We start from the raw sequence: 21023 nt of genomic DNA, 5'->3' as shown, positions 1-21023 counted from the left end.
GAATCACTTCATAAACCTGACTTACTTTAGTGTGAGACTCTTGATACTTTCGCTATCTGATCCGAGGATCAGCTCGCTTCCATCAAGCGCCCACACTTATCGGCTGTTAATTTTTAAAGAGCATTTCTGCGAGAAACCTTCTGTTTCCCAGCAGCGCTGCGTTTTCAGCAGCAGAGAAGCGAGATTATGAACCGTCTTTCTTCGCTCGTCAACAACTTTTTGAACTGCTTCGTTGCGACGGCGGGGTTCAACTTCGCGTGCGCCGCGGTCGCTACAGCAACCCTCGTCAGCGCCGCTTCCCTTCCCTCCCGCGCCGCGTTTCCGTTAGCGCGAAAGAGGCGTGATTCTAAGCACCCGCCCCGGCCTATGCAACCCCTTTGTGAAAATATTTTGAAAAAGCCCCGGTGCGCTGCCGCGCACGGGGGCTTGGGGTTCGACGGACTACACACCACCCGCGATCCTGATGCATCTGGCGACTGGTCGCACTCCCTCTCTCTATATATATGTACTGGGCGATTTCACTTGCCGCCAGCCGCGGCGTGCAGCTGCTCCATCGGCACCGCGTCGGCCATTGCCGTATAGCCGGCGTCGCTCGGGTGAATGCCGTCACCGCTGTCGTATCGGCGCAGCAGCACACTCGGGCGCGCCGGGTCGCGCAGCACCGCGTCGAAGTCGACCACACCGTCGAACCCGCCGCCGCTCCGAATCCACCGGTTCACCTCTAGCCGGATCGCCTCGCGCCCGGCCGGCAATGCCGCAGGCGTAAGCGTTGCACCGAACACCTTCACGCCCTGGCGGTGCGCGGCCTCGATCAACCGGCGGTAGCCGTCGATCAACGATGCGGCCGTGACCTGCATATGCGGGCTGTCACAATCGAGCCCTGCACGCGGCGGCATCGCCGCGAAGTTGATGTCGTTGATGCCGATCAGCACGATCGCCGCCTTCACCCCCGCGCGCGAAAGCGCATCGCGCTCGAACCGCGACGCGAGCGACGTGCCGTAGCACGCCGAATCGCTGAGCAGCCGGTTGCCGCTGATGCCGAGGTTCACCACGCCGAGCGTATTCGAACCTGCCGCGGTCAGCCGGAGCGCCAGCGCATCCGGCCAGCGACGGTTGCGGTTCAGGCTGGAGCGCAGCCCGTCGGTGATCGAATCCCCGATCGCCGCGACACTCGCCCGCGCGGCGCCGGCCTCGACGGCCAATTCGGTCACCCACGCATACTGGGTAAAGCGCGTACGGAATGCGCCGGCACCCGGGTCGTTCACGTGATCGCCCGGCGCCGATACGTAGTTGAACTGGTTCGACACACGGTGCCACACGGTCATCCGCTGGTTCGCCCCCATCCGCAGGCTGATCGCATACGGCCGCCCGGCTGTCACGTCGATCGTCACCGGGTCGCTTTCGAGTTCCTGGCCCGGCGCGAGCGTCACCGACGCCTTGCCGCCGAAGCGCACGGCCGTGCCCGCCCCATCGGCAAGCGCCGCGCCGTCGCCCGCGCGCGCAAGACCCGCCGCGTCGATCACCAGCGGCGCGCGCCCGTATGCATTGCTCACGCGAATCCGCGCGGCATGTCCCGATGCGGTCGGATAGACGATCTGCCGAACGGTCCGCCCGGCCACGTCCGGCGCACGATAGAGCGGCGGCGGCGCAGCCAGGTCGGGAATCGGCTGCAAGGCCGTCGCCCACGCGGCGACCCACCCGGCCGGGGCGGCCGAGGCCACGAGCGGGGACAGAACCATGGACGCGCCCAGCACGGTCGCGACGAAGCTGCTTCGAAATGACATCGGCGAAATCCTTATCGGAAAGCGGGCATTGTGCCGCAGAAGCCGCCTCACGCGCCCAACCGCCTTCCCATTCAGCGATCGCGCCCCAACGCCCCTCGTTTACCCGAGTCTCCCCGCAAATCCGCAAGAAATTTATTAACCGACCGGTCGGTTGGTTTATACTTCGCACACATTCAACCGGACGAGAATCTCCGCCATGTACACGCAATCCCTCGACATCCCCGGCAACGTCGCGCCGCTCGACGCCGCAGCCGAGTCGCCCGAGCAGGCGCGGTTCGACGCGGTCATGGCCGCGGACGGCAAGATCGAACCGCAGGACTGGATGCCCGATGCCTATCGCAAGACGCTGGTCCGCCAGATCTCGCAGCATGCGCACTCGGAAGTGGTCGGCATGCTGCCGGAAGGCAACTGGATCTCGCGCGCGCCGAGCCTGAAGCGCAAGGCGATCCTGCTCGCGAAAGTCCAGGACGAAGCCGGCCACGGCCTCTATTTATATAGCGCAGCCGAAACGCTCGGCGTATCGCGCGATGCACTGATCGACGCGCTGCACGCCGGCAAGGCGAAATACTCGAGCATCTTCAACTACCCGACGCCGACCTGGGCCGACGTCGGCGTGATCGGCTGGCTCGTCGACGGCGCCGCGATCATGAACCAGATCCCGCTGTGCCGCTGCACGTACGGCCCGTACGCGCGCGCGATGATCCGCGTGTGCAAGGAAGAGTCGTTCCACCAGCGCCAGGGTTTCGATGCGCTGCTGTCGATGATGAAGGGCACCGACGCGCAGCGCGCGATGGTCCAGCAGGCCGTGAACCGCTGGTGGTGGCCGGTGCTGATGATGTTCGGCCCGAGCGATGCCGATTCGGTCCACAGCAGCCAATCCGCGAAATGGGGCATCAAGCGGATCTCGAACGACGATCTGCGGCAGAAGTTCGTCGACGCGACGGTCGACCAGGCGAAGGTCCTCGGCGTGACGCTGCCCGACCCGGACCTGAAATGGAACGACGCGCGCGGCCACCACGACTACGGCGCGATCGACTGGGATGAATTCTGGCGCGTCGTCAACGGCGACGGCCCTTGCAACAAGGAACGCCTCGCGACCCGCGTGAAGGCGCACGACGACGGCGCGTGGGTACGCGAAGCCGCGCTCGCGCACGAAGCGAAGCGCCGCGCCCGCGCCGAACAGCACGCCGCCTGAGCGGCAACCCTCGAATACAGGATTCAGGAGAGAGTGATGAACAAGGAATGGCCGATCTGGGAAGTGTTCGTGCGCAGCAAGCAGGGCCTCGACCACAAGCATTGCGGCAGCCTGCACGCGGCCGACGCGTCGATGGCGCTGCGCATGGCGCGCGACGTCTACACGCGCCGCCAGGAAGGCGTGAGCATCTGGGTGGTGCCGTCGTCGGCGATCACCGCGTCGGATCCGGCCGAGAAGGCCGAGCTGTTCGAACCGGCGGGCGACAAGATCTACCGTCACCCGACGTTCTACACGCTGCCCGACGAAGTCAACCACATGTAACGCCCGCGCCATGACGATCACGCCCGAACACCTCTCCTACGTGCTGCGCCTTGCGGACAACGCGCTGATCCTCGGTCAGCGCAACGCCGAATGGTGCGGCCACGGCCCGATCCTCGAGGAAGACATCGCGCTCACCAACATGAGCCTCGACCTCATCGGCCAGGCCCGCATGCTGTATACGCACGCAGCCGAACTCGAGCGCCAGCTCAACGGCGCGGCGAAGACGGAAGACGATTACGCGTACTTCCGCACCGAGCGCGAATTCGCGAACTTCACGCTCGCCGAGCTGCCGCACTACGGCCCGATCGCCGGCACCGCGCACGCCGACAAGGACTACGCGGTGACGATCGTGCGCAACTTCCTCTACGCGACGCTGATGCTGCACGTGTGGACGGCGCTCGAAACGTCGACGGACGCGCACCTCGCCGCGATCGCCGCGAAATCGGTGAAGGAGACCCGCTATCACGTGCAGCACGCGCGTGAATGGCTGGTGCGCCTCGGCGACGGCACCGACGAATCGCATCGCCGCGCGCAGGCCGCGCTCGATTACCTGATTCCGTACACGCGCGAATTCTTCGCGGCCGACGCGATCGACGACGCCGTCGCCGCACCGGGCATCGCCCCGGCACCGGCCGCGCTCGAAGCCGCGTGGCGCGCGGACGTGGACGATGCGCTCGCGGAGGCGACGCTCACCCTGCCGGCACCCGTCCAGCATGTGACGACCGGCAAGCAGGGCGAGCACTCCGAGCACATGGGCTACCTGCTCGCGGAAATGCAGAGCCTCGCGCGCCAGCACCCCGGCGCGAGCTGGTAACCGGCCGACCCAACGGAGCCCGACGATGTCCGTCCAGACCGCCACACCCGCCGACGCCACGCCCGCCGCGCATCGCCACGATCCGTTGCTCGCGCGTGCGTGGGATGTGCTCGAAGCGGTGCCCGATCCCGAAATCCCGGTCGTGTCGATCCGCGAGCTCGGCATCCTGCGCGACGTCCGTCGCGCCGACGACGGCTTGCTCGAAGTCGTGATCACGCCGACCTACTCCGGCTGTCCGGCCATGTCGCAGATCGCCGAGGACATCGCCGCCGCGCTGCAGGCCGCCGACCTGCCGCCGCACCGGATCGAGACGGTGCTCGCACCCGCGTGGACGACCGACTGGATCACGCAGGAAGCGCGCGAGAAGCTGCGCGCCTACGGCATCGCGCCGCCCGTCGGTCAATGCGGCAGCGCCGCGCCACGGGAAACCGTCGTGCGTTTCGTGCCGCGGCCGGTCGCGGCGCCCGTTTGCCCGCGCTGCGGCTCCGCGCGCACCGAGCGTCTCGCGCAATTCGCGTCCACGGCCTGCAAGGCGCTGTATCGCTGCGTCGACTGCCGCGAACCCTTCGACTACTTCAAACCCTATTGACCATGGCGACTCCGCAATTTCACCCGCTGCGTATCCGCGACGTGCGCCCCGAGACCGCCGACGCCGTTACCGTCTCCTTCGACGTGCCGCCGGAGCTGCGCGACGCGTTCCGCTTCACGCAGGGCCAGTTCGTCACGCTGAAGACCCATATCGACGGCGAGGAAACGCGCCGCTCGTATTCGATCTGTGTCGGCACGACCGACTACGACCGCGACGGCGAACTGCGCATCGGCATCAAGCGCGTGCGCGGCGGCCGTTTCTCGAACTTCGCGTTCGACACGCTGAAGCCCGGCCACACGATCGACGTGATGACGCCGGACGGCCGCTTCTTCACGCACCTGAACGCCGATCACGGCAAGCAGTACGTCGCGTTCTCCGGCGGCTCGGGCATCACGCCGGTGCTCGCGATCGTGAAGACGACGCTCGAACTCGAACCGCGCAGCACGTTCACGCTGATCTACGGCAACCGCAGCGTCGACGCGATCATGTTCGCGGAGGAGCTCGAGGACCTGAAGAACCGCTACATGGACCGCTTCGTCCTGTATCACGTACTGTCGGACGACCAGCAGGACGTCGAGCTGTTCAATGGCGTCCTCGACCAGGCGAAATGCGCGGAATTCCTCGCCACGCTGATGCCCGCCGACGCGATCGACGAAGCGTTCATCTGCGGCCCCGCACCGATGATGGACGCAGCCGAAGCCGCGCTGAAAGCAGCCGGCGTGCCGCAGGCGAAGGTCCATGTCGAACGCTTCGGCACGCCGCTGCCGCAGGCCGGCGCCCCCGTCGTCGAGATCACCGACACGACGCCGGCCGCGGACCTCGAAATCGTGCTCGACGGCAAGAAGCGCAAGCTGCGTCTGCCGTACGAAGGCGTGAGCCTGCTCGACGTCGGCCTGCGCGCGGGCCTCGCGCTACCCTACGCGTGCAAGGGCGGCGTGTGCTGCACGTGCCGGGCGAAGGTGGTCGAAGGCGAAGTGCGGATGGAAAAGAACTACACGCTCGAGGAACACGAAGTGAAGGACGGCTTCGTGCTCACGTGCCAGTGCCACCCGATCAGCGACAAGGTCGTCGTAAGCTTCGACGAGCGTTGAGCGGCGTCGGACCGGCGCCGCGTGCCGGTTTCTCGTCGTCACACATCTCGCTTACACTAGGGGCCGCCGGCCGGCTGGACGTCATCGCGTCCGCCCGTCCGGCGGTTTTCTTTTGTGTGATGACAGGCCGATGAGTACCATTCACGTGATTCAGGGCGGCACCGCCGCCGCGTCGCTGCGCGAGGCGCTCGCGCAAGCCGGACGCGACGAGCGCGTCGTCGGATTGCTCGACGATCTCGCGGTCGGGCCGCTGAAGGGCGCCGACGAGACGCCCGACACGCGCGCCGCCTTCTGGCAGCGCGTGCTCGGCGATCAGATTCCCGACTGGAACGCGGAAATCGAAGGCGAGTTCGCCCGCCTCGACCAGCTCGCGATGGACACGGGCCAGGTAGTCGTGTGGCACGCGCCGAGCGTCGGCGACAAGCTGCTGCTGCGCCGCGTCGCCTATCACCTGCGCAACGTGCCGCAACGCCTGAACGAGGTGCGGTTGTCGGCCGCCGACCTCGACGCACCGCAGCGCGCGGCGCTGACCCGCACCGACCAGGCATGTTCGACCGGGATGTTCTCGCCGGCGGCGCTCGCCCGCAAACGGCCGATGGCCGCGCCGGTCTCGGTGCTGCGCATCGGCCGCCTCGCGCTCGAATGGCAGGAGGCCAAGCATCTGAATGCCGAGTTGCGCTATTGGGTGAGCAATACGATCAAGAGCGGTCAGTATGCCGACCTCGACGCACTGATCGCCGCGCACGCGGAACCCGGCTGGCAGCCCGCACGGCGCGTGGTCGGCAGCATCATGGCCGGCGCCGACCGCGGCGGGCTGTTCGTCAGCGACTCGATCGCCTGGTGGCGCTGCCGCGAGCTCGCGGCAGCCGGCCGGCTCGAGCTGCAGGACGACGCGCCGGCCGCCCTCTCTTTCACGCAGGTACGCGCGCCCGCCGCGCCCCGCTAACGCTACTCTTTCGCATTCCACCATGGCCCGTACCCGAGCGCCCGACCACGAATCCCAGCGCGAGCAGATCCTCGATCTCGCCGCCGAGAAATTCGCGCAAACGAGCTATCCGAGCACGTCGATGTCCGATCTCGCGACTGCGAGCGGCACGTCGAAGGCGCGTCTCTATCACTATTACGAGAGCAAGGAAGCGATCCTGTTCGACCTGCTCGACCGCTACACGAAACGGTTGATGCTGATCATTGCCGAGGTCGAAGGCGCGAGCCAGCGGCGCGGCCTCAGCGAGCGCGACGCGTTCGCCGAACTGGTGCGGGCGTTCCTCGCCGAGTACGAGACGTCGCACAGCCGCCATGTCGCGCTGCTCAACGACGTGAAGTATCTGGAGGATGCGCAGCGCGAAATCGTGCTGGATCGCCAGCGCGACATCGTCGCGGCCTTCGCGCGCCAGCTCGCGCGCGCCTATCCGGACCGGATCTCCAAGGAAAACCAGACGTCGGTCACGATGATGGTGTTCGGGATGATCAACTGGACGTTCACGTGGCTCAAGCCGGGCGGGCGCCTCGGCTACCGCGACTTCGCCGAACAGGTGATCGACCTGATGGAGCGCGGGCTGTCAGCCGGCGCGTGATTGCCGCGGAGCAGCATGCGTTGCGTGGCGGGCACACTGCGGCAGCCCGCCACGCATTTCATATGATGAATTTTTAATCCGTTAAAAATCAAATAGATAGCAAATGAACTAAGCGGATTTAGAATTTCCCTTCAGCACAAATAACGTCAAATACGGGTTTTCCCCAACCCCGCTCGGGTAAAATGCTGTTGCGTCGCACAACACACATGTGCAGCAACACACTGAGGAACCCACGATGAACACGCAATCCAACCGCCGTGCCGATGCCGTCGGCCACGCCGGTACTGCGCCGGTTCTCGTCAGGGAACTGGCTTCCAAAGACCGTGAGCGCATGCTCACCCACTTTCTCTCGCTCGACGAAGAGGACCGCCTGCTGCGCTTCGGCCAGATGGTGCCCGACCACGTGATCGAGAACTATGTCCGGACGCTCGACTTCGGGCGCGACACCGTGTTCGGCGTGTTCGACCATGCGCTCGAACTGATCGGCGTCGGCCACCTGGCTTACCTGCCGGTCGAAGGCGACAAGCGCACGGCCGAATTCGGCGTGTCGGTGCTCGAAAGCGCCCGCGGCCGCGGCGTCGGCTCGAAGCTGTTCGAGCGCGCGGCGATCCGTAGCCGCAACACCCGGGTGACGATGCTGTACATGCATTGCCTGTCGCGCAACGCGACGATGATGCACATCGCGAAGAAGTCCGGCATGCGGATCGAATACGCGTACGGCGAAGCCGATGCGTACCTGTCCCTGCCGCCGGCCGACCACTCGACGATCCTCGCCGAGATGCTGCAGGAACAGGCCGCGGTGTTCGACTATGCGCTGAAGCGCCAGGCGCACCGCACGTCGAAGTTCATCGAATCGCTGATGCCCGCCACGCTGACGGCGTGACATCGGCCGACCGGGCTGCCCCGCGGGGCGCCCGGCCCTGCTTCCTTGCCCCCTTCCTCGCCGCGCGCTAGCGCACCGACCGAATCGGCAACGCCGTCGTCTCCTTGAAGCACTCGAGCGAGAAGCTCGTCTTCACGTCGATCACCGACGGGTGGTGCAGCAAATGCTCCTGCACGAAGCGGGAGAAGTGCGCCATGTCCTCGACCTGCACGCGCAGCAGGTAATCCATGTCGCCCGTCATCGCATGACACGCGACCACTTCCGGCCAGGTTTGCACGGCCGCGCGGAACAGTTCCGCGTGGGTGGCGCCCGCGCGCGCCGATGTCTCGTCGGCCCGGACCGGCGCCAGGCCGCCGCGCTTCTCGAGTCGCACACTCACATAGGCGAGCAGGTCGAGCCCGAGCTTCTGCGGATCGAGCAGCGCGACGTAGCCGGTGATCACGCCGATTTCCTCGAGCCGCCGGATCCGCCGCAGGCACGGGCTCGGCGACAGGTTCACGCGCTCGGCGATCTCCTGGTTCGACAGGCGGCCGTTCTCCTGGAGAATCGCGAGAATCCGCCGGTCGATGGCATCCAATTCGGCTTGCGCCATTTTCTGCCCTCCGATGATTATTTCGAGACTGTAAATTGCGTCATCGTAGGCACGGACAATTAAGTTCGCAAGTTTACGCTCCCCCCTGCCCGCTACACTTTGTCGCATGGAGCGATGCGTGGCGCGCGCCGCGGCACGCATCTCCTTCGACTTGAAACCGGCCGGGCTCCCCACCTCGCCCCGGCCGCTCGCACAGCACACAGGAGACACGGCATGCAGATCCCCAACTGGGAGAACCCCGTCGGCACCGACGGCTTCGAATTCATCGAATACACCGCACCGGATCCGAAAGCGCTCGGACAGCTGTTCGAGCGGATGGGTTTCACCGCGATCGCACGCCATCGCCACAAGGACGTGACGGTCTACCGCCAGGGCGACATCAACTTCATCATCAACGCCGAACCCGATTCGTTCGCTCAACGCTTCGCGCGCCTGCACGGCCCGTCGATCTGCGCGATCGCGTTCCGCGTGCAGGACGCCGCGAAGGCGTACCAGCACGCGCTCGACCTCGGCGCGTGGGGCTTCGACAACAAGACGGGCCCGATGGAGCTGAACATCCCGGCGATCAAGGGCATCGGCGATTCGCTGATCTATTTCGTCGACCGCTGGCGCGGCAAGAACGGCGCGCAGCCGGGTGCGATCGGCGACATCTCCATCTATGACGTCGACTTCGAGCCGATCGCCGGCGCGAACCCGAACCCGGTCGGCCACGGCCTCACCTACATCGACCACCTGACGCACAACGTGCATCGCGGCCGCATGCGGGAATGGGCCGAGTTCTACGAGCGCCTGTTCAACTTCCGCGAAGTGCGCTACTTCGACATCGAAGGCAAGGTGACGGGCGTGAAGTCGAAGGCGATGACGTCGCCGTGCGGCAAGATCCGGATCCCGATCAACGAGGAAGGCTCGGACACGGCCGGCCAGATCCAGGAATACCTCGACGCGTATCACGGCGAAGGGATCCAGCACATCGCGCTCGGCACGAACGACATCTACCGCGCGGTCGACGGCCTGCGCGGCAAGGAAGTGAAGCTGCTCGACACGATCGACACGTATTACGAGCTGGTCGACCGTCGCGTGCCGAACCACGGCGAATCGCTCGACGAGCTGAAGAAGCGCAAGATCCTGATCGACGGCGCCCGCGACGACCTGCTGCTGCAGATCTTCACCGAGAACCAGATCGGCCCGATCTTCTTCGAGATCATTCAGCGCAAGGGCAACCAGGGCTTCGGCGAAGGCAACTTCAAGGCGCTGTTCGAATCGATCGAGCTCGACCAGATCCGCCGCGGCGTGGTTCAGGACAAGGCCTGACGCACACGGCCGCGCGCACCTCGGCGGCACAAGAAAAAAGGGCGGGAATCTTTCGATTCCCGCCCTTTTGTCGTTCTGCGCGTTTCGGCGCGGCCCGGCGGCCGCGCGAACGGATCAACGCACGTTCGCCTTCGCTGCGATGGCGCGCTGGGCGGCCGGCTGCGCGGCGGCGTCCTGCGCCGGCGCGATCTGACGCATCTGCGCGCCGGCTGCCGCCAGTGCGCTCGCGCCGCGCGCGTGCACCGGGCCGGTCATCGCGAAAAACGCCGCGGACACGATCAGGAAACTCTGGATATGACGTGTGTTCATTGCACCTCCTTTAAAACTGCCGGCGCCTCCCCGGTCGCATCGAAACGGGCCGACGCGGCCGGGCACCTCCGGCAGGCCGACAAGATTAACGGCATTTGTACGAAGATGGGGCCGGCTTTACATGCTTTTACATGATGTAACGCATGGCGGCGCGCCGTTTTGTCGACGCGCGGTGGCCAATCGGCCGGTGGGCGACGGGTTTATCCCAGTGCTACCATCGCTTAAAACCGGCCAATATGCCGGCCACTGCCGAGACGTTCACAAGACGTCGACGCCCTTGAAGCTTTGGTGATCCCAAACTGGGTGGAGGAGACTGTTCAATGAATGCCCCGCTAGACGCAGACCAACGCGCTTCGCTCGAAGCCGCGCTGAAGTCCGTCACGCTCGACGACAAATACACGCTCGAACGCGGCCGCGCGTACATGAGCGGCATCCAGGCGCTCGTGCGCCTGCCGATGCTCCAGCAGGAACGCGACCGCGCCGCCGGCCTCAACACGGCCGGCTTCATCTCCGGTTATCGCGGTTCGCCGCTTGGCGGCCTCGACCTCTCGCTGTGGAAGGCCAAGCAGCACCTCGCCGCCCACCAAATCGTCTTCCAGCCCGGTCTCAACGAAGATCTCGCCGCCACCGCCGTGTGGGGCTCCCAGCAGGTGAACCTGTACCCCGGCGCGAAGTACGACGGCGTGTTCGGCATGTGGTACGGCAAGGGTCCGGGCGTCGACCGCACCGGCGACGTGTTCAAGCACGCGAACTCGGCCGGCTCGTCGCCGCACGGCGGCGTGCTGGTGCTCGCCGGCGACGACCACGCGGCGAAATCGTCGACGCTCGCGCACCAGTCCGAACACATCTTCAAGGCCTGCGGGCTGCCGGTGCTGTTCCCGTCCAACGTGCAGGAATATCTCGACTTCGGCCTGCACGGCTGGGCGATGAGCCGCTACTCGGGCCTGTGGGTCGCGCTCAAGTGCGTGACGGACGTGGTCGAATCGTCGGCGTCGGTCGACATCGACCCGCATCGCACCGAGATCGTGCTGCCGACCGACTTCATCCTGCCGGAAGGCGGCCTGAACATCCGCTGGCCCGACCCGCCGCTCGTGCAGGAAGCACGGCTGCTGGACTACAAGTGGTACGCGGCGCTCGCCTATGTGCGCGCGAACAAGCTCGACCGGATCGAGATCGACTCGCCCACCGCGCGCTTCGGGATCATGACGGGCGGCAAGGCGTACCTCGACGTGCGCCAGGCGCTGAGCGACCTCGGCCTCGACGACGAAACCTGCGCCCGGATCGGCATCCGCCTCTACAAGGTCGGCTGCGTGTGGCCGCTCGAGGCGCAAGGCGCGCAGGCATTCGCGCGCGGGCTCGATGAAATCCTCGTCGTCGAGGAAAAGCGCCAGATCCTCGAATACGCGATCAAGGAAGAGCTGTACAACTGGCCCGATGCGCAGCGCCCGCGCGTGTTCGGCAAGTTCGACGAGAAGGACGGCGCCGGCGGCGAATGGTCGGTGCCGATGGGCAACTGGCTGCTGCCCGCGCACTACGAACTGTCGCCCGCGATCATCGCGAAGGCGATCGCGACGCGCCTCGAGAAGTTCGAGCTGCCGTCCGACGTGCGCGCGCGCATTGCCGCGCGGCTCGCGGTGATCAACGCAAAGGAAATGGCGCTCGCGAAGCCGCACGTGCAGACCGAGCGCAAGCCGTGGTTCTGCTCGGGCTGCCCGCACAACACGTCGACCAACGTGCCGGAAGGCTCGCGCGCGATCGCCGGGATCGGCTGCCACTACATGACGGTGTGGATGGACCGCAGCACGAGCACCTTCAGCCAGATGGGCGGCGAAGGCGTGCCGTGGATCGGCCAGGCGCCGTTCACCGACGAAAAGCACGTGTTCGCGAACCTCGGCGACGGCACCTATTTCCATTCGGGCCTGCTGGCGGTGCGCGCGGCGATCTCGTCGAAGGCGAACATCACCTACAAGATCCTCTACAACGACGCCGTCGCAATGACGGGCGGCCAGCCGGTCGACGGCGTGCTGACGGTGCCGCAGATCACGCACCAGCTCGCGTCCGAAGGCGCGAAGAAGATCGTGATCGTCACCGACGAGCCGGAAAAGTACGACGACCAGAAGGCGCTGCTCGCGCCGGGCGTGACGATCCACCACCGCGACCAGCTCGACGACGTGCAGCGCGAGCTGCGCGAGATCGCCGGCACGACGATCCTGATCTATGACCAGACCTGCGCGACGGAGAAGCGCCGCCGCCGCAAGCGCGGCACGTATCCGGATCCGGCGAAGCGCGTGGTGATCAACGACGCGGTGTGCGAAGGCTGCGGCGACTGCTCGGTGCAATCGAACTGCCTGTCGGTCGAGCCGCTTGAAACCGAATTCGGCACGAAGCGCCAGATCAACCAGTCGAGCTGCAACAAGGACTTCTCGTGCCTGAAGGGCTTCTGCCCGAGCTTCGTCACGGTCGAGGGCGGCCAGTTGAAGAAGCCGAAGGCCGTATCGGTCGACGGCGGCGCGCTGCCGCCGATTCCGGAGCCGGCGCTGCCGGCGATCGATCGTGCCTACGGCGTGCTCGTCACGGGCGTCGGCGGCACGGGCGTCGTCACGATCGGCGCGCTGCTCGGCATGGCCGCGCACCTGGAGAACAAGGGCGTGACCGTGCTCGACGTCACGGGCCTCGCGCAGAAAGGCGGCGCCGTGATGAGCCACGTGCAGATCTCGCACGCGCCGACCGACATCCACGCGACGCGAATCGCGATGGGCGAAGCCGACCTCGTGATCGGCTGCGACGCGATCGTCACGGCCGGCGACGAATGCACGTCGCGGATGCGGCATGACACGACGCGCGTGGTCGTCAACAGCGCGCAGACGCCGACCGCCGAGTTCATCAAGAACCCGAACTGGGCGTTCCCGGGCGTGTCCGCGGAAAACGACATCCGCGCGGCGGCCGGCTCGGCCGTCGACTTCATCGACGCGAACCGCTTCGCGGTCGCGCTGCTGGGCGACGCGATCTACACGAACCCGTTCGTGCTCGGCTACGCGTGGCAGAAAGGCTGGCTGCCGCTCACGCTCGCGTCGCTCGAACGCGCGATCGAGCTGAACGCGGTGTCGGTCGAGAAGAACCGGGCGGCGTTCGACTGGGGTCGCCGCGCCGCGCACGACCTCGCGAGCGTAAAGCAGGCCGCGGCCGGCGACGCGCGCCCCGCGCAGGGCGCGACGGTGATCGCGCTGCACACGAAGAAGGCGGTCGATGCATTGATCGCGAAGCGCGTGGAGTTCCTCACCGCGTACCAGAACGCCGCGTACGCATCGCGCTACGCAGCCTTCGTCGACCGCGTGCGGGCGGCCGAACGCGCGCTGGCGGACGGCGACGCCGTGCAGGAGCCGCTGACCGAGGCGGTCGCACGCAATCTGTTCAAGCTGATGGCGTACAAGGACGAATACGAGGTCGCGCGGCTGCAGTCCGATCCTGCGTTCCTCGCGCGCCTGTCGTCGCAGTTCGAAGGCGACTGGAAGCTGAAATTCCACCTCGCGCCGCCGCTGTTCGCGAAGACGGACGCACACGGCCATCTCGTGAAGAAGGCGTACGGCCCGTGGATGATGTCCGCGTTCCGGCTGCTCGCGAAGGCGAAGTTTCTGCGCGGCACGGGGCTCGACCCGTTCGGCCGCACCGAGGAGCGCCGCACCGAGCGCGCACTGATCGGCGAGTACGAAGCGCTGATCGGCGAAGTGCTCGGTAAGCTCAACGCGGCCAACCGCCCGCTCGCGCTCGAGCTTGCGGCGCTGCCGGACGGCATTCGCGGCTACGGCCACGTGAAGGAGAACAACCTGCGTGCGGTGCGCCAGAAGTGGAACACGCTGCTCGCGCAGTGGCGTTCGCCGACGGCCGGGCAGACGAGCCAGCAGGTCGCGTAACGGTGCGCGGCGGGCGTTCGCGGTTGGAACGCCCGCCCCGTGCGGCAAGCAGGACAAAAAAAACGCCACGGAACGCGGGTTCCGTGGCGTTTTTCATGGTGCCGCGCGTGATGCGCGGCCCACGCGGGCGCGAACTTACTTCGTGTTCGCGTTCGCGGCGGCAACCGCCGTCATGTTGATGATCCGGCGCACGGTCGCGGCCGGCGTCAGGATGTGGACCGGCTTCGCCGCGCCGAGCAGGAACGGGCCGACCGTCACGCCTTCGCCGCCGACCATCTTCAGCAGGTTGTACGCGATGTTCGCCGCTTCGACGTTCGGCATGATCAGCAGGTTCGCTTCGCCCGACAGCGTCGTGCCCGGGAACGCGGCCTTGCGGACCGCTTCGGACAGTGCGGCGTCGCCGTGCATTTCACCGTCGACTTCGAGGTTCGGTGCCCGCTCGCTGATCAGCTTGCGGGCTTCCGCCATCCGGCGCGACGACGACGACGGCGCGCTGCCGAAGTTCGAGTTCGACAGCAGCGCGGCCTTCGGCGTGATGCCGAAGCGCTCGATCTCGGCGGCAGCCTGGATCGTCATGTCGGCGAGCTGTTCCGCGCTCGGCACTTCGTTCACGTACGTGTCGCACATGAACAGGTTGCGGCCCGGCAGCATCAGCAGGTTCATCGCCGCGTAGTGCTCGGCGCCGTTCGCACGACCCAGCACCTGCTCGATGAACTTCAGGTGCGTGTGGTACGTGTCGATCATCCCGCAAATCATCCCGTCCGCATCGCCCAGGTGCACGAGCATCGCGCCGATCAGCGTGTTGAACTTGCGCAGCGCGGCCTTCGCGACTTCCGGCGTGACGCCGTCGCGCGCGCCGATCTCGTGGTACGCCTGCCAGTAGCGGTGGTAGCGCGTGTCGTCTTCCGGATTCACGATCTCGAAATCGACGCCGACCTTCAGCTTCGAGCCGATCTTCTGCAGGCGCATCTCGACGACCGACGGACGGCCGATGATGATCGGCTTCGCGATCTTTTCCAGCAGCACGAACTGCGCGGCGCGCAGCACGCGCTCGTCCTCGCCCTCGGCGAACACGATGCGCGCCTGCTTCTGCTTCGCCGTCGCGAACACCGGACGCATCACCATGCCGGTGCGGTAGACGGTCGCGCCGAGCTGCTCGCGGTACGCGTCCATGTCCTGGATCGGGCGCGTGGCGACGCCCGAATCCATCGCGGCTTGCGCGACGGCCGGCGCGATCTTGATGATCAGGCGCGGATCGAACGGCTTCGGAATCAGGTATTCCGGCCCGAATTCGAGCGAGTGGCCTTCATACGCCTTCGCGACTTCCTCGCTCTGCTCGGTTTCCTGGGCCAGTTCGGCGATCGCGCGCACGCACGCGAGCTTCATTTCTTCCGTGATCGTCGTCGCGCCGACGTCGAGCGCGCCGCGGAAGATGAACGGGAAGCACAGCACGTTGTTGACCTGGTTCGGGTAGTCCGAACGGCCGGTCGCGACGATGGCGTCCGGGCGCACCGCCTTCGCGTCTTCCGGGCGGATTTCCGGTTCCGGGTTCGCGAGCGCCAGGATCAGCGGGCGGTCGCCCATCGTCTTGACCATGTCCTGCTTCAGCACGCCCGCGCTCGAGCAGCCGAGGAACACGTCCGCGCCGACGATCGCGTCGGCGAGCGTGCGCGCGTCGGTGGTCGCCGCATAGCGCTGCTTCGACGGATCGAGGTTGCCGCGCCCTTCGTAGATCACGCCCTTCGAATCGGCGACGAGGATGTTCGACTTCGTCAGGCCGAGGTTCACGAGCAGGTCCAGACACGCGATCGCTGCCGCGCCCGCGCCCGAGCACACGAGCTTCACGTCGGCGAGGTTCTTGCCGACGACCTTCAGGCCGTTCAGGATCGCGGCCGACGCGATGATCGCGGTGCCGTGCTGGTCATCGTGGAAGACCGGGATCTTCATGCGCTCGCGCAGCTTCTGCTCGATGTAGAAGCATTCCGGCGCCTTGATGTCCTCGAGGTTGATGCCGCCGAGCGTCGGCTCGAGCATCGCGATCGCCTCGACGAGCTTGTCGGGGTCGGACTCCGACAGTTCGATGTCGAACACGTCGATGCCCGCGAATTTCTTGAACAGGCAGCCCTTGCCTTCCATCACCGGCTTCGCGGCCAGCGGGCCGATGTTGCCGAGGCCGAGCACGGCCGTGCCGTTCGTGATGACGCCGACGAGGTTGCCGCGCGACGTGTACTTCTGCGCGTCGAGCGGATCGGCGTGGATCGCTTCGCACGCAGCGGCGACGCCCGGCGAATAGGCAAGCGACAGATCGAGCTGGTTCGACAGCGGCTTGGTCGGGGTGACCGAAATCTTGCCGGGTTTCGGGTTCAGGTGATAAGCGAGTGCGGCCTGCTTCAGTTGTTCGTCCATGATTGACCTGCGAGAGACATGCGAAATTTTGACGGTTCAGTACACAGCACCTTGAGCCGCGTCTGCCGGAATCGAGGGGATGGTCGACTGCGAGACGGCTCGCGACGCGCCGGATCGGCACGCCACCGAACCTTGGCGGGTGGACAAGAGGAAGTACAAAGTACTGAACGATTTCTAAGGGTCGCCTAGTGTACACCCCCTAAATGACCTCTGTTGGTGCACCGCGGCATCCCTGGCATCGGCATCCGCGTGATCGCGCCCCGTTTGTTTCGCCGGTGGTGAGCCGCGCGTCGAACCTGCGCGAGTTCCGCCGAAAACCGCCCCGAATCGGGTAAAATAGCCGGCTACGCGCGCAGCGATGCGATTGGCCTGCCGATCGCACCCCCGCCCCTCCGGCAGGTTCCCCTTGCTGCGCCGCCGGGCCCGCGCCCGCTCTTCGCTCATCACCCAAGGAATGCCCATGACAGGCTACGATCGTCAGTCGATCTCGGATACGACCGCCAAAATCCTGCTCGAAGTGCAGGCGGTGCACTTCAACGCCGAAAAACCGTTCATCTTCACGTCCGGCTGGGCAAGCCCCGTCTACATCGACTGCCGCAAGCTGATCTCGTATCCGCGCGTGCGTCGTGCGCTGATGGAAATGGCGGAAACGACGATCATGCGCGACGTCGGCTTCGAGCAGATCGACTCGGTGGCGGGCGGCGAGACGGCCGGCATCCCGTTCGCGGCATGGCTCGCGGATCGCATGATGGTGCCGATGCAGTACGTGCGCAAAAAGCCGAAGGGTTTCGGCCGCAACGCGCAGATCGAGGGTCATCTGGAAGAAGGCTCGCGCGTGCTGCTGGTGGAAGACCTGACGACCGACAGCCGCAGCAAGATCAACTTCGTCAACGCGCTGCGCACTGCGGGCGCGACGGTGAACCACTGCTTCGTGCTGTTCCACTACAACATCTTCAAGGAAAGCGTGTCGGTCCTGAAGGACATCGACGTCGACCTGCACGCGCTGGCGACCTGGTGGGACGTGCTGCGCGTCGCGAAGGCATCGGGCTACTTCGAGACCAAGACGCTCGACGAAGTCGAGAAGTTCCTGCACGCGCCGGCCGAGTGGTCGGCCGCGCACGGCGGTGCCACGGCCCCGAAGGAATGACGCCGCGCCGGCCCGCAGGCCGGCACCCTGGCTGAAAGAGCCGCTCGCCTGATCGCGAGCGGCTTTTTTTTCGTCCGTCGATCCGCATCACGCCGCGCCCGATTGCGGGCAATGGCATGCATCGTTCATCGAACCCTAATGCTAGACTTGATCCATCGCCTCCATTAGCTGCGCAGGCAACGCACAACGCCAACAATGCCGGGAGCATCGATCCGGTTCACGTGACGGGAGAAGCGCCATATGCGTGTGGATCGCCGGATCACTTCGCCTGCGTGCCCGGGTCGTCCGTCTCCGTTCATCGTCGCCGTTCTCTGCGCTGCCGCGTGCGCTGCGTTCGCCGCCCTGCCCACGCGGGCGGAAGGCCCGTTCACCGTGTCGAGCGACGCGCTGACGCCCGGCGGGCGCGTGCCCGCCGCGAACGTGTTCGACCGCGGCGACTGCAAGGGCGAGAACCGCTCGCCGCAGCTCAGCTGGCACAATCCGCCGCCCGGCACGCGCAGCTATGCGATCACGATCTTCGATCCCGATGCGCCGGGGCACGGCTGGTGGCACTGGGCCGTCACCGGCATCCCGGCGAGCGTCACGAGCGTGCCGGCCGATGCGAGCGCGTCGGGCTTCCTGCGGCGCATCGGCGCGAGCGAGGCGCGCAACGACTTCGGGATCGACGGCTACGGCGGCCCGTGCCCGCCGCCCGGCAAGCCGCACCGCTACGTGATCACCGTCCATGCGCTGAAGGGCACCGACCTGCGCGTCGCGCAAGGCCGCCCCGCCCCGATGTTCGAGCACGAGATCGGCACGCTGACGATCGGCACCGCCCGGCTCACGGTCAATTACGGGCAGTAAGCGGTCGCGCACGGCCACAGGGCCGGCGTCGCGATGGCCCGCGTCTGCGAAATCCCGTGCGTGCGACGCACGCTTTTCTCCCGTCATTTCGGCTTGCTAGACTCCGCTGCACCGCTCGCGGCATCCCGCCGTGCATCGGTCGCGCCGCCCGAGTGCGGCGCGTGTCGCGGCAGGCCACGACGCCTGCCCTTTCGCCCCCTTCCGGAGAACGCTTCATGTCGAACATCGTCATCGTCTATCACAGCGGCTACGGTCACACGCAGAAACTGGCCGAGGCCGTCCATGCGGGCGCGCAGGATGCCGGCGCCACCGCACGCCTGATCGCCGTCGGCGAACTCGACGACGCGGGCTGGGCCGCGCTCGACGCGGCGGACGCGATCGTCTTCGGCGCGCCGACCTACATGGGCGGCCCGTCCGCGCAGTTCAAGCAGTTCGCCGATGCCACGTCGAAACCGTGGTTCACGCAGAAATGGAAGGACAAGATCGCCGCGGGCTTCACGAACTCCGCGACGATGAACGGTGACAAGTTCTCGACGATTCAGTATTTCGTCACGCTGGCGATGCAACATGGGATGGTGTGGGTCGGCACGGGCATGATGCCGGCCAACTCGAAGGCGGCCACGCGCAACGACATCAACTACGTCGGCGGCTTCACGGGCCTGCTCGCGCAGTCGCCCGCGGACGCGACGCCCGACGAGGGCCCGCTGCCCGGCGACCTCGAGACCGCGAAGGCGTTCGGCGCGCGCGTCGCCGAAGCGACGACCCGCTGGCTGGCCGGCGGCCGCTGAACGCGCCCGGGCGTCCGGCCGCTCGCGCCGCGGGTCGCGGGTTCGCGGTTCGGGGGCGGCGCGGCGCACGCGCGTGAAAGGGACGCAAGACGGCCCGCGGGCCGTCTTTTTTCGCCCCGTGCGGTGCAGGTCCGCCGGATGACGTCTTAAAATGGCGGTTTCAGGGCGCCGCGGCTCCCGTTTCATTCAGCGAGAACGAAATGAGCACCAAAGTTTTTGTCGACGGCCAGGAAGGTACGACGGGCCTCAAGATCTTTGAATACCTGTCGGCGCGCAACGACATCGAGATCCTGCGCATCGAAGAAGCGAAGCGCAAGGACGTCGACGAGCGCCGCCGTCTCATCAACGCGTCGGACGTCACGTTCCTGTGCCTGCCGGACGTCGCATCGCGCGAATCGGCATCGCTGGTCGAGAACCCGGACACGACGCTGATCGACGCGAGCACCGCGTTCCGCACGAGCGCCGACTGGGCATACGGCCTGCCGGAGCTGACCCGCGCGCAGCGCGAGAAGATTCGCACGTCGAAGCGCATCGCCGTGCCGGGCTGCCACGCATCTGCTTTCGTGCTCGCGATGCGTCCGCTCGTCGACGCGGGCATCGTCGCGCCGACCTTCGCCGCGCACAGCTACTCGATCACCGGCTACAGCGGCGGCGGCAAGTCGATGATCGCCGAATACGAAAGCGCGGCGCCGGGCGGCAAGCTCGCGAGCCCGCGTCCGTATGCGCTCGCGCTGGCGCACAAGCACCTGCCGGAAATGGCCGCGCACACGGGCCTCGCGCATGCACCGATCTTCACGCCGATCGTCGGGCCGTTCCTGAAGGGCCTCGCCGTGACGACCTACTTCACGCCCGAACAGCTCGCGAAACGCGCGACGCCGCAGGACGTGCAGCGCGTGTTCGCCGAGTACTACGCGGACGAACCGTTCGTGCGCGTCGCGCCGTTCAACGCGGACGCGAATCTCGACAGCGGCTTCTTCGACGTGCAGGCGAACAACGACACGAACCGCGTCGACCTGTTCGTGTTCGGCAACGCAGAGCGCTTCGTCACGGTCGCGCGCCTCGACAATCTGGGCAAGGGCGCATCGGGCGCCGCGATCCAGTGCATGAACCTGAACATCGGCGCCGCCGAGGACGCGGGCCTCAACCGCTGATCCCGCTTGCACGCGATGCAAAGCCGGCCGCTGGCCGGCTTTTTATTTATGCGTCGCAGGCAATATATAAAATCCGGCTCGCGCATTTACAAATATTTACAAGCTTTCCATTGCGCGATTACCGGTGAATTAATTTCGCTCTCCTTTTCTCCTGTCAATCCCGAATAGGGATAAACCAGATACCCTCGCTTTAAACGCTTCCGTTATACGCGGGAAGGCTCCGCGAGCCGCCCGTGCGTGGCAATCGCCCAACTTCAGCGGCACTCTAGCGCCCTCCGCGCGTTTTAATTCTTACTGAAATCGCCAGCCTGCAA

The 21023-nt window shown here is 66.3% G+C and carries 18 protein-coding genes; 14 read left to right on the top strand and 4 right to left on the bottom strand.

From position 1 onward, the window contains the following. Positions 1-518: 518 nt before the first annotated feature. Positions 519-1784: an SGNH/GDSL hydrolase family protein gene (locus tag BAMB_RS01255; RefSeq protein ID WP_011655754.1), complete on the bottom strand. Its 1266-nt coding sequence runs from the start codon at positions 1782-1784 to the stop codon at positions 519-521. Positions 1785-1980: 196 nt separating this feature from the next. On the opposite strand from BAMB_RS01255, the gene paaA reads away from it, so the two are divergent. The 8 genes from paaA to BAMB_RS01215 all read left to right on the top strand — a co-directional run bounded on the left by paaA (position 1981) and on the right by BAMB_RS01215 (position 8251). Beyond that, positions 1981-2979, top strand: a complete 999-nt coding sequence (gene paaA / locus BAMB_RS01250) for a 1,2-phenylacetyl-CoA epoxidase subunit PaaA (protein WP_011655753.1) — start codon at positions 1981-1983, stop codon at positions 2977-2979. Between the two features lie 36 nt (positions 2980-3015). Continuing rightward, a complete protein-coding gene (gene paaB / locus BAMB_RS01245; RefSeq protein ID WP_006752453.1) occupies positions 3016-3300 on the top strand; it encodes a 1,2-phenylacetyl-CoA epoxidase subunit PaaB in 285 nt (94 codons plus the stop codon). A gap of 10 nt (positions 3301-3310) precedes the next feature. Continuing rightward, positions 3311-4114 carry a 1,2-phenylacetyl-CoA epoxidase subunit PaaC gene (gene paaC / locus BAMB_RS01240; protein ID WP_011655752.1) on the top strand — a complete coding sequence of 268 codons (804 nt, stop codon included), beginning with the start codon at positions 3311-3313 and terminating at the stop codon, positions 4112-4114. A 25-nt stretch (positions 4115-4139) separates the two neighbouring features. Next, positions 4140-4703: a 1,2-phenylacetyl-CoA epoxidase subunit PaaD gene (gene paaD, locus BAMB_RS01235; RefSeq protein WP_011655751.1), complete on the top strand. Its 564-nt coding sequence runs from the start codon at positions 4140-4142 to the stop codon at positions 4701-4703. A gap of 2 nt (positions 4704-4705) precedes the next feature. Then, complete coding sequence (paaE, locus tag BAMB_RS01230) at positions 4706-5794, top strand: 1,2-phenylacetyl-CoA epoxidase subunit PaaE (RefSeq protein ID WP_011655750.1); 1089 nt, start codon at positions 4706-4708, stop codon at positions 5792-5794. Between the two features lie 130 nt (positions 5795-5924). After that, the gene (locus BAMB_RS01225; RefSeq protein WP_011655749.1) at positions 5925-6740 is read left to right on the top strand and encodes a DUF1835 domain-containing protein; all 816 of its coding nucleotides are present in this window, start codon (positions 5925-5927) and stop codon (positions 6738-6740) included. 22 nt (positions 6741-6762) lie between these two features. Continuing rightward, entirely contained in the window at positions 6763-7368 is a 606-nt protein-coding gene (locus BAMB_RS01220; RefSeq protein ID WP_011655748.1) for a TetR/AcrR family transcriptional regulator, read from the top strand. 235 nt (positions 7369-7603) lie between these two features. Then, positions 7604-8251 (top strand): GNAT family N-acetyltransferase, encoded by a 648-nt coding sequence (locus tag BAMB_RS01215; protein WP_011655747.1) that lies wholly within the window; start codon positions 7604-7606, stop codon positions 8249-8251. A gap of 67 nt (positions 8252-8318) precedes the next feature. Here the strand turns inward: BAMB_RS01215 and BAMB_RS01210 are convergent, their stop codons facing one another. Beyond that, positions 8319-8843 carry an Lrp/AsnC family transcriptional regulator gene (locus BAMB_RS01210; RefSeq protein WP_011655746.1) on the bottom strand — a complete coding sequence of 175 codons (525 nt, stop codon included), beginning with the start codon at positions 8841-8843 and terminating at the stop codon, positions 8319-8321. Between the two features lie 213 nt (positions 8844-9056). Between BAMB_RS01210 and hppD the strand changes: the two genes are divergently transcribed. Continuing rightward, positions 9057-10154 (top strand): 4-hydroxyphenylpyruvate dioxygenase, encoded by a 1098-nt coding sequence (gene hppD / locus BAMB_RS01205; protein ID WP_011655745.1) that lies wholly within the window; start codon positions 9057-9059, stop codon positions 10152-10154. Positions 10155-10268: 114 nt separating this feature from the next. On the opposite strand, the gene BAMB_RS01200 is transcribed toward hppD, so the two are convergent. Beyond that, positions 10269-10463 carry a hypothetical protein gene (locus tag BAMB_RS01200; RefSeq protein ID WP_006752462.1) on the bottom strand — a complete coding sequence of 65 codons (195 nt, stop codon included), beginning with the start codon at positions 10461-10463 and terminating at the stop codon, positions 10269-10271. A gap of 320 nt (positions 10464-10783) precedes the next feature. Here BAMB_RS01200 and BAMB_RS01195 point away from each other — a divergent pair, with 320 nt between their 5' ends. Then, the gene (locus BAMB_RS01195; protein ID WP_011655743.1) at positions 10784-14374 is read left to right on the top strand and encodes an indolepyruvate ferredoxin oxidoreductase family protein; all 3591 of its coding nucleotides are present in this window, start codon (positions 10784-10786) and stop codon (positions 14372-14374) included. A 135-nt stretch (positions 14375-14509) separates the two neighbouring features. Here the strand turns inward: BAMB_RS01195 and BAMB_RS01190 are convergent, their stop codons facing one another. Then, positions 14510-16780: an NADP-dependent malic enzyme gene (locus tag BAMB_RS01190; protein ID WP_011655742.1), complete on the bottom strand. Its 2271-nt coding sequence runs from the start codon at positions 16778-16780 to the stop codon at positions 14510-14512. Positions 16781-17240: 460 nt separating this feature from the next. On the opposite strand from BAMB_RS01190, the gene BAMB_RS01185 reads away from it, so the two are divergent. The 4 genes from BAMB_RS01185 to argC all read left to right on the top strand — a co-directional run bounded on the left by BAMB_RS01185 (position 17241) and on the right by argC (position 20709). Then, a complete protein-coding gene (locus BAMB_RS01185) occupies positions 17241-17927 on the top strand; it encodes an orotate phosphoribosyltransferase (protein WP_006752465.1) in 687 nt (228 codons plus the stop codon). A 240-nt stretch (positions 17928-18167) separates the two neighbouring features. Beyond that, the gene (locus BAMB_RS01180; RefSeq protein WP_011655741.1) at positions 18168-18770 is read left to right on the top strand and encodes a YbhB/YbcL family Raf kinase inhibitor-like protein; all 603 of its coding nucleotides are present in this window, start codon (positions 18168-18170) and stop codon (positions 18768-18770) included. 215 nt (positions 18771-18985) lie between these two features. Then, entirely contained in the window at positions 18986-19558 is a 573-nt protein-coding gene (locus tag BAMB_RS01175) for a flavodoxin family protein (RefSeq protein ID WP_011655740.1), read from the top strand. Between the two features lie 200 nt (positions 19559-19758). Next, complete coding sequence (argC, locus tag BAMB_RS01170) at positions 19759-20709, top strand: N-acetyl-gamma-glutamyl-phosphate reductase (RefSeq protein ID WP_011655739.1); 951 nt, start codon at positions 19759-19761, stop codon at positions 20707-20709. Positions 20710-21023 lie beyond the last annotated feature (314 nt).

Source organism: Burkholderia ambifaria AMMD, assembly GCF_000203915.1.
GTDB lineage: Bacteria > Pseudomonadota > Gammaproteobacteria > Burkholderiales > Burkholderiaceae > Burkholderia > Burkholderia ambifaria.
The sequence above is the reverse complement of the archived record's forward strand: the minus strand, read 5'-3'. Positions and strand labels throughout refer to the sequence as shown.